This window comes from Aeromonas sp. s6 (assembly GCF_040907815.1).
Lineage (GTDB): Bacteria > Pseudomonadota > Gammaproteobacteria > Enterobacterales > Aeromonadaceae > Aeromonas > Aeromonas caviae.
On record NZ_JBFOCN010000084.1, the window covers coordinates 24,007 to 30,426 of the forward strand.

The window sequence follows — 6,420 nt, forward strand, 5'->3', positions numbered from 1 at the left end:
CCCTTGAACATGGTCGGCCCCCCTCTTTATGACGACAACGAAAAGGGGCCACCACCAGGATGGCCCCTTCTGTGTGCCTGATTAGCGGCGCCGGTACAGGCCCGGGTCCACCTCTTCATACTGGGCTGCCAGATACTGGTAGAAGGCAAGGTGGGAGGGGGAGGTCGGAGTCTTGAGCTCCTGTGCCACCCGCTCCGGTTTGGCGATGATGAATTTGGGTTGTTGGCGCTGGATGTCAGCCAGCACCCGCTCGCGCACATCGTAGGGCGGGTTGACGTTGGCAAAGAACAGATAGGCGGAGGCCGGCTGGCGATCGGTCCAGAGGTAGTATTGCGGCTGGATGCCATCGACCCAGATCTTGTCGGTGGGCGCCGTCTCGGCCAGGATACGATCGACCCTGACCTGGGCGGGGGGATTGAACGGCCTGCCCTTGAGATTGCCTTCCCAGGCGTTGTTGACCAGCAGCGCCAGCATGGCCAGCGAGGCGAGCCAGGGGGTGGCGCTTCGCACGTCCCAGGCGCGCCAGAGCGGGACCAGAATGAGCACGGGCAAGGCCCACAGCAGGCTGTTGCCGAGCACCTCGCGCACCCGCTCCAGAGACCACTCCTTGGTGCTCCAGCCATAGCCGAGCTGCTGGGCCAGCAACCAGCTGGCGGTCAGCACCACCAGGGAGATGCAAAGTAGCCCCAGGGCATCGGATCGCTGCTCGCTTCTGTCCAGCAGGCAGGCGAGCGGCAGCAGGCCAAGCTGCAGATAGAGCACGTCATAGTGATCGAACACATGGCCGGAGACCGAGTTGGCGATCAGGGTGAACAGCACCCCCAGCAGGGTGGCGCACAGCGCGGGGAGATACCACTCCTGGCGGCGCCCGAGCATCAGCACGAGGAAGGCGGGCAGCAGCATGATGAGGCCGGTGCGCAGCAGACCGACGGCGCCCACCTCAGGAGAGAAGCCGTTGCCGTAGCTCCCTTCAAAGAAGATGCCGAAGGCGTAGTATTTGAACTCGGCCAGCACGTCGTGGTGCTGGAAGTAGGCATAGAGCGGGCCGCCGACGAGGGCCAGTCCAAGCAGGCTGGAAAAGAGCAGGGCAAAGGCGCAGCGCCACTGCTCGCGCAGGCACCAGTGACAGAAGAGCACCAGATACCAGGCACCCCAGAAGGCGCCGTTGTTGGTGCGCATCCAGGCCACGATGGCGAAGGTGAGTGCGGCGACCAGGGCCGGTCCCCAGCTGAATCGCTTGTCCAGCAGCATGGTGATGAAAGCCCACTGGGCGATGAGGGCCAGATGGAATGTCCAGTCCTCTGTCATGTTGCCGTAGTAGTAGCGAGTGCTGTAGAGCGCCAGTAACGCCAGCATGCTGCCGAGGCGGGCGCGCAGGGAGAGCCCGAGCTGGGCGAAGGCCTGCCAGCTTGCCAGCAGCCCCAGCCAGCAGAGCGCCCACTCCAGCAGCCAGATCCCGAAGAAGCCGCCGAGGGAGTAACCGAGGGCATCGAGGGCGAAGATCATGGGCCCCTTGATGTCGATCATGTCCCGGTAGAGCACGCCCCCCTCGCTCCACATCTTGCCCATCACCGCGAACAGGGAGGCATCGAATCCCGGCGCCATGCCGTGAAACAGCGGGTTGCGCAGGCAGAACAGCAACGCCATCAGGGCGGTGAGCAGGATAACCAGCGGCCTGAGCCCGGGATTGTGGCGCTGCGGGGTAAAACGGATGGCGTGATTCATGGGTGAACTGTTCCTGCGGGAAAGACTGAAAAAGCGGGCTTATCTTGCCGACCCTGGCCCCATGATGCAATGGGGCAAGGGAAGGGGCTTGAAATAATTCGTAAAAGTAACGTTTTCAGACGCCTGGCACGCTGAAACAGCAGGGCCGGTTGCCGAGTCCCGGCCTGATGCCTGTGCCACTGTGCTCTCTGTGCAGGCCGGCGGTTCTGGCAGACGGGCCGCGTCCCGGGGAAGGCGCGGCCCGTGTTCTGACAAGGGAATACCCGGTGCCGGGGCGGCCCCGGCACGCCATCAGTGGGCGGGCAGACCCTGGTATTCCACCAGCGGCGGCTGGGGGGCGAGCTCGGGCAGGTGGCGGGCCCAGCGGATGAAGGCATCCGCCAGGGTGATGCCGAGCTCCTGGTTGTGCTGGGTCAGGGTGCGGGCCAGGGCCGTGTAGCCCTCCTTGCCGGAGGCGGTATAGGCGCTGGAGACGCCACGATAGATGGCCTCTGGCTCGACCGCTTGCCAGTGATCCGGGCTGGCCTCCCACTCCAGGCGGGTGATCCGGCTGCCTTTGGGCAGATCGGCGCGATAGCAGAAGCGCACCCCGGCTGTGTAGGGGAAGCTGCCGCTGCCATTGCCGACCACGCCGTTGTTGGTGGCGTTGTCGATGGCGCCCTCCAGCGCCTCGGCGAGCTCGTGGCCGTGCACCCGGTAGAGGGTGAGGGGGATGGCAAAGGGCAGCAGGCGCCCGGCGATGTCCGCTTCGCTCAGCGGCCCGGGTTCGAGGGAGCAGCGCACGCCGCCGGCGTTGTGCAGGGCGAAGTCCACCTGACCGACCTGTTCGCGGGCGGCGGCCAGCATGGCGCCGGCCACCAGGGGGGCGACCTGGCTGCCGGCGGGCAGGCTGGCATCGGGTAGTCGCTGGTGGTGGAGCGGATCGGCGAGCCGGGTCACCACGCGCCGGGTCATGGTCTCGAGTTCGGGCCGGTAGCGCCTGGCCAGGTGCTGCTCCAGCTCGGGGGCCGGCTCGCAGAAGTGCAGGCCTGCAGGCGGCTGGGAGGCAAAAGGCCAGGGCTGCCAGGGCAGCCACTCCAGCTGGCCACGGCTGCGGGTGACCCGGCCGAGGGCGTCAAACTCCAGCTCGCAGACCCCGAGACAGAGGGCACTGTGGGCGGCGTGCAGGATGGCGACGCCGTTCACCATCAGTGGGTACTCCCCCTCGCTCTCGAGTCCGAGGGGCGCCAGATCCCCCAGCAGGCTGTGGGTATGGCCGCCGACGATGAGGCTGATCTCGGGGAAGCGTGCGGCCAGCCGCCTGTCCTGCTCGAGCCCCAGGTGGCTGAGCAGGATGATGTGGTGGATCCCCGCAGCCTTGATCTCGGCGAGGGCGGCACCGAGGGTCTCCTCGATGCCGTGGAAACGGGTGTGGGGATCGGGGCTCGCGATGGCGGCCATCTGTGGCAGCGTGATGCCGAGCAGGGCGAAGGGGACGCCGTCGATGACGCGCCTGTGCCAGGGGCGGCTCGCGTCAAACAGCTGCGGCAGGCCCTGCAGCCTCAGGGGGGCATCGGCGGGCTCCAGGCGGCTGTCGATGTTGGCGGCCAGCACGGGAAAATCGAGCTGGCGCAGGAACTCCACCAGGGGACCGTTGCCCAGATCGAACTCGTGGTTGCCGATCACCATGGCATCCGGTCGCAGCAGTGCCAGCAGATCGGCGTTGGCCCGTCCCTTGAAGCGGTTGAAGTAGAGGGACCCCTGGAAGGTGTCGCCGCCGTGCAGGAACAGGCAGGTCTGGCCCGCCGCCCCGGCCTGCCGGCGCAGGGTGGTGAGCCGGCTCAGGATGCGCCCATAGCCACCGCATTGGGTACGCCACTCGGATTCGCCGACGGGGGAGAAGCGCATGGGGGCGCCATCGAAATGGGAGTGGCAGTCGCTGAAGTGGGCAAGTTGAACCGTGATACTCATTTCGGTCCTCCTTAGAGAAAAAGAGCACCGAGTCTACTGCATGGGGCGGGGGGGATGCCAGCCCGGCGAACACCGGGCCGACAGGGGAGAAAAGAGGGACGGGCACCCGGTNGGGTGCCCGCTGCCTCAGGCGGGCACCATGATCTGGGTGGCGAGGATCACCACCAGCAGGCCCACGGCGACCGGCAGTGAGGTGCGCTTGACCACCTCGAACGGGGAGAGGTTGCCCATGCCCGCACAGGCGACCACTACCCCGGAGACCGGCGAGATGGTCCGGCCCAGGTTCGAGGCCTGCAGCATGGGGATCACCAGGTAGGCGGGGTTGACGCCAAGGCTGGTGGCCAGGTGGGGGATGAGCTCCACAAAGGCGTAGAAAGGAGCATTGCCGGAGCCCGTGGTGAAGGCGGCCAGGGTGGTGATGACCACCAGCATCAGCATGATGACGATGCCGCCGGTGCCAAAGCTCTGGGCCAGATCCAGGAGGTTGGCGATGAAGCCGAGGCCCATCAGGCCCTGGGCGAATACCCCGGCCCCCACCAGCAGCATCACCACGCCGGCGAAGGCGTCGGCCATGCTGCGCCAGCACACCTGCAGTCCGTCCAGCAGCTCGCGGCCGTTGCGTTTGCGTACCAGCTCCAGCAGGGCTGCCAGCACCAGGCAGATGACGATGATGGTGACGATGTCGAGTTTGGGGCCCAGTTTTCCGTCAAACAGCAGCACGCCGATGATGGGGGTGAAGGGCAGGATGGCGTAGAAGCCGGGGGCATCGGTGACGAGATCGCTCGGGGCGACGGCGGCGTTGTGTTCACCTGATTTCCGATCCAGATAGCGCTGCCAGAAGAAGTGGGTCACCGCCATGGCGGCGATGGCAGTCAGCGAGATGGGCAGGGTCAGCTTGAAGGCAAACTCGATGAGTTCCATGTTGGCGGCCTGGGCGGCCATCACCACGTCCCCCGAGGTGGGGGAGAGGATGATGGCGGCCGGGGAGGCGCACACTGCGGCCGCGGCGCCACGGGAGATCCCCATATTGACCATCAGCGGGAACAGGGTCGCCATCAGCAGTACCCCGAGGCCGGTGGCGGAGCTGACCGCGAGCGACATGGCGCAGGCCACCAGGTAGGCGGCCACCAGCAGGATGTAGGGGGACTTGATGATGCCAAGGGGTTTGCTGGCGAGCTTCACCAAAATGGTGTTGGCTCCGATGTGGCTCATGTAGCCGGCGAAGCCGCACAGCACCATGATCAGCATGCCGAGGCCGCCGCCCCGATCCACCAGCAGGAAGCGCACGTATTCGAACACGTCGGTGGCAACGTGGCCGGTGGAGGTGACGCTGGCGGGCAGCACGGCCTTGCCCATCAGGGCGGTGATGGCCAGCAGCAGCAGACCGCCGCTGAGCAATACCCCGGTGGCCGAATAGCCCTTGAAGATGTAGCGACCCACGGCCAGGGTGACCAGGGTGCCAATAAGGAGTTCCATCATAAAGTAGTTTCCTGAGAATGTAGTGACGCTGGGCCTGCACGGGATAACCGGGGATTGCACTGGTTAGGTCGACATGCACCAACAAAAACGCCAGGATTATTACCTCATAAGGAGTATTTCACCATGACATCGATGGCTGCCTGTGATCTCGCCTGCAAATCCCGATGCGGCCCGTGTGATATTTCGCACGCTTGCCGCGCCCGGATACCGACAGCAGGTGACAGCGCCCGGGATCGCGGTTACTCTCCATTCTGACTATTAATTCATTGATTATTAATTGAAATTAAGCTGGGACTCACAAGGGGCAAGGCCACAAGCAGATGGGACTCTTTAGCAAGACAGGGGTGGTGGCGGCCCTCATGTATGCCGCCTCAATCGGGGCAGCGCCATCTCACTATAGCGGTATTCGGGTGGTGCCCGACATCAAGGTCGACTTTCAGTTTTATCGGGTCTCCGGTGCCGATGTGGCCGCCGTGATGCGCCAGATCACCGCTCTGTCCCCCGCCCAGGCGGACGGACACATCGGCAGGGCCAGCTACCAGCTCTCCTGGCAACTGCAGACCAGGCCGACACCGGCGCGTTGCGAGCTGGATCAGGCCGACGTGACGGTCCGCATCAAGGTCCGGGTGCCGAACTGGATGGACAAGGCCAGAGCGCCCGAGAAGGAGCGGCAGAAGTGGGACAAGCTGGTGGCGGCCATGTTCGACTACGAGAGCCGTCACAAGGATATCCTGCTGGAGAGCGTGAGCCAGCTTGGCACGCGCCTCGCCCAGTTGCCGGTGACCCGGGATTGCCCAACCCTGGAGCATCAGGGCTGGCAGGCAGGGCAGGCGGTGCTGGAGGCCACCCGGGCGCGGTTCGACACCCTGGCCAGCCAGACCGATCAGGGGCGCAAGCTGGGGGTCGTCTGGCCCAGGGCTGGCTGATGACACGTGTACAGGCCCATGGACGCTCATGGGAAACATAAAAAAACGGGCTGATTGAGCCTAATGCCGATCAGTTAAGGATCCATTGACCGATCCTCAGGCTGTGTAAGAATCCGAAACTCCTTGTTGGGTTTCGGATTTTTTTATGCGTATCGACCAAGCTCTCGACTTCATTCACGCCTGTCCTCCCGGAAAGTTTGAGTCCCTGTCTGACCTGCTGTCACCTGAACTGGTGCAGGCTTGCTTGGCCGAGACGGGCTCCGTCTCCTTGCGCCGACGGCGCATGCCCATGGAGCGGGTGCTATGGGCCATTATCGGGATGTCCTTGTTTCGTCATGTC

5 protein-coding genes are annotated in these 6,420 nt (G+C 64.9%); 2 read left to right on the forward strand and 3 right to left on the reverse strand.

The window, feature by feature from the left end; genetic code table 11:
• Positions 1-81: 81 nt before the first annotated feature.
• From AB5Y50_RS13095 to dcuC, 3 genes are all read right to left on the reverse strand, one after another.
• Positions 82-1,725 (reverse strand): hypothetical protein, encoded by a 1,644-nt coding sequence (locus AB5Y50_RS13095; protein ID WP_319882075.1) that lies wholly within the window; start codon positions 1,723-1,725, stop codon positions 82-84.
• Positions 1,726-2,016: 291 nt separating this feature from the next.
• Positions 2,017-3,675, reverse strand: coding sequence for a bifunctional metallophosphatase/5'-nucleotidase (locus tag AB5Y50_RS13100; protein WP_319882074.1), 1,659 nt, complete (start codon positions 3,673-3,675; stop codon positions 2,017-2,019).
• Positions 3,676-3,801: 126 nt separating this feature from the next.
• The gene (dcuC, locus tag AB5Y50_RS13105) at positions 3,802-5,154 is read right to left on the reverse strand and encodes an anaerobic C4-dicarboxylate transporter DcuC (protein WP_043761128.1); all 1,353 of its coding nucleotides are present in this window, start codon (positions 5,152-5,154) and stop codon (positions 3,802-3,804) included.
• Between the two features lie 320 nt (positions 5,155-5,474).
• Here dcuC and AB5Y50_RS13110 point away from each other — a divergent pair, with 320 nt between their 5' ends.
• The gene (locus AB5Y50_RS13110) at positions 5,475-6,080 is read left to right on the forward strand and encodes a DUF922 domain-containing protein (RefSeq protein ID WP_319882073.1); all 606 of its coding nucleotides are present in this window, start codon (positions 5,475-5,477) and stop codon (positions 6,078-6,080) included.
• Between the two features lie 145 nt (positions 6,081-6,225).
• Positions 6,226-6,420: transposase domain-containing protein (locus tag AB5Y50_RS13115; protein WP_368162519.1), on the forward strand; the 195-nt coding region annotated here is incomplete at its 3' end.

Coding starts and splice junctions, on each gene's coding strand:
- AB5Y50_RS13095 (WP_319882075.1), bottom strand. CDS start 1,725: ATGAATCACGCCATCCGTTTTACCCCGCAGCGCCACAATCCCGGGCTC.
- AB5Y50_RS13100 (WP_319882074.1), bottom strand. CDS start 3,675: ATGAGTATCACGGTTCAACTTGCCCACTTCAGCGACTGCCACTCCCAT.
- dcuC (WP_043761128.1), bottom strand. CDS start 5,154: ATGATGGAACTCCTTATTGGCACCCTGGTCACCCTGGCCGTGGGTCGC.
- AB5Y50_RS13110 (WP_319882073.1), top strand. CDS start 5,475: ATGGGACTCTTTAGCAAGACAGGGGTGGTGGCGGCCCTCATGTATGCC.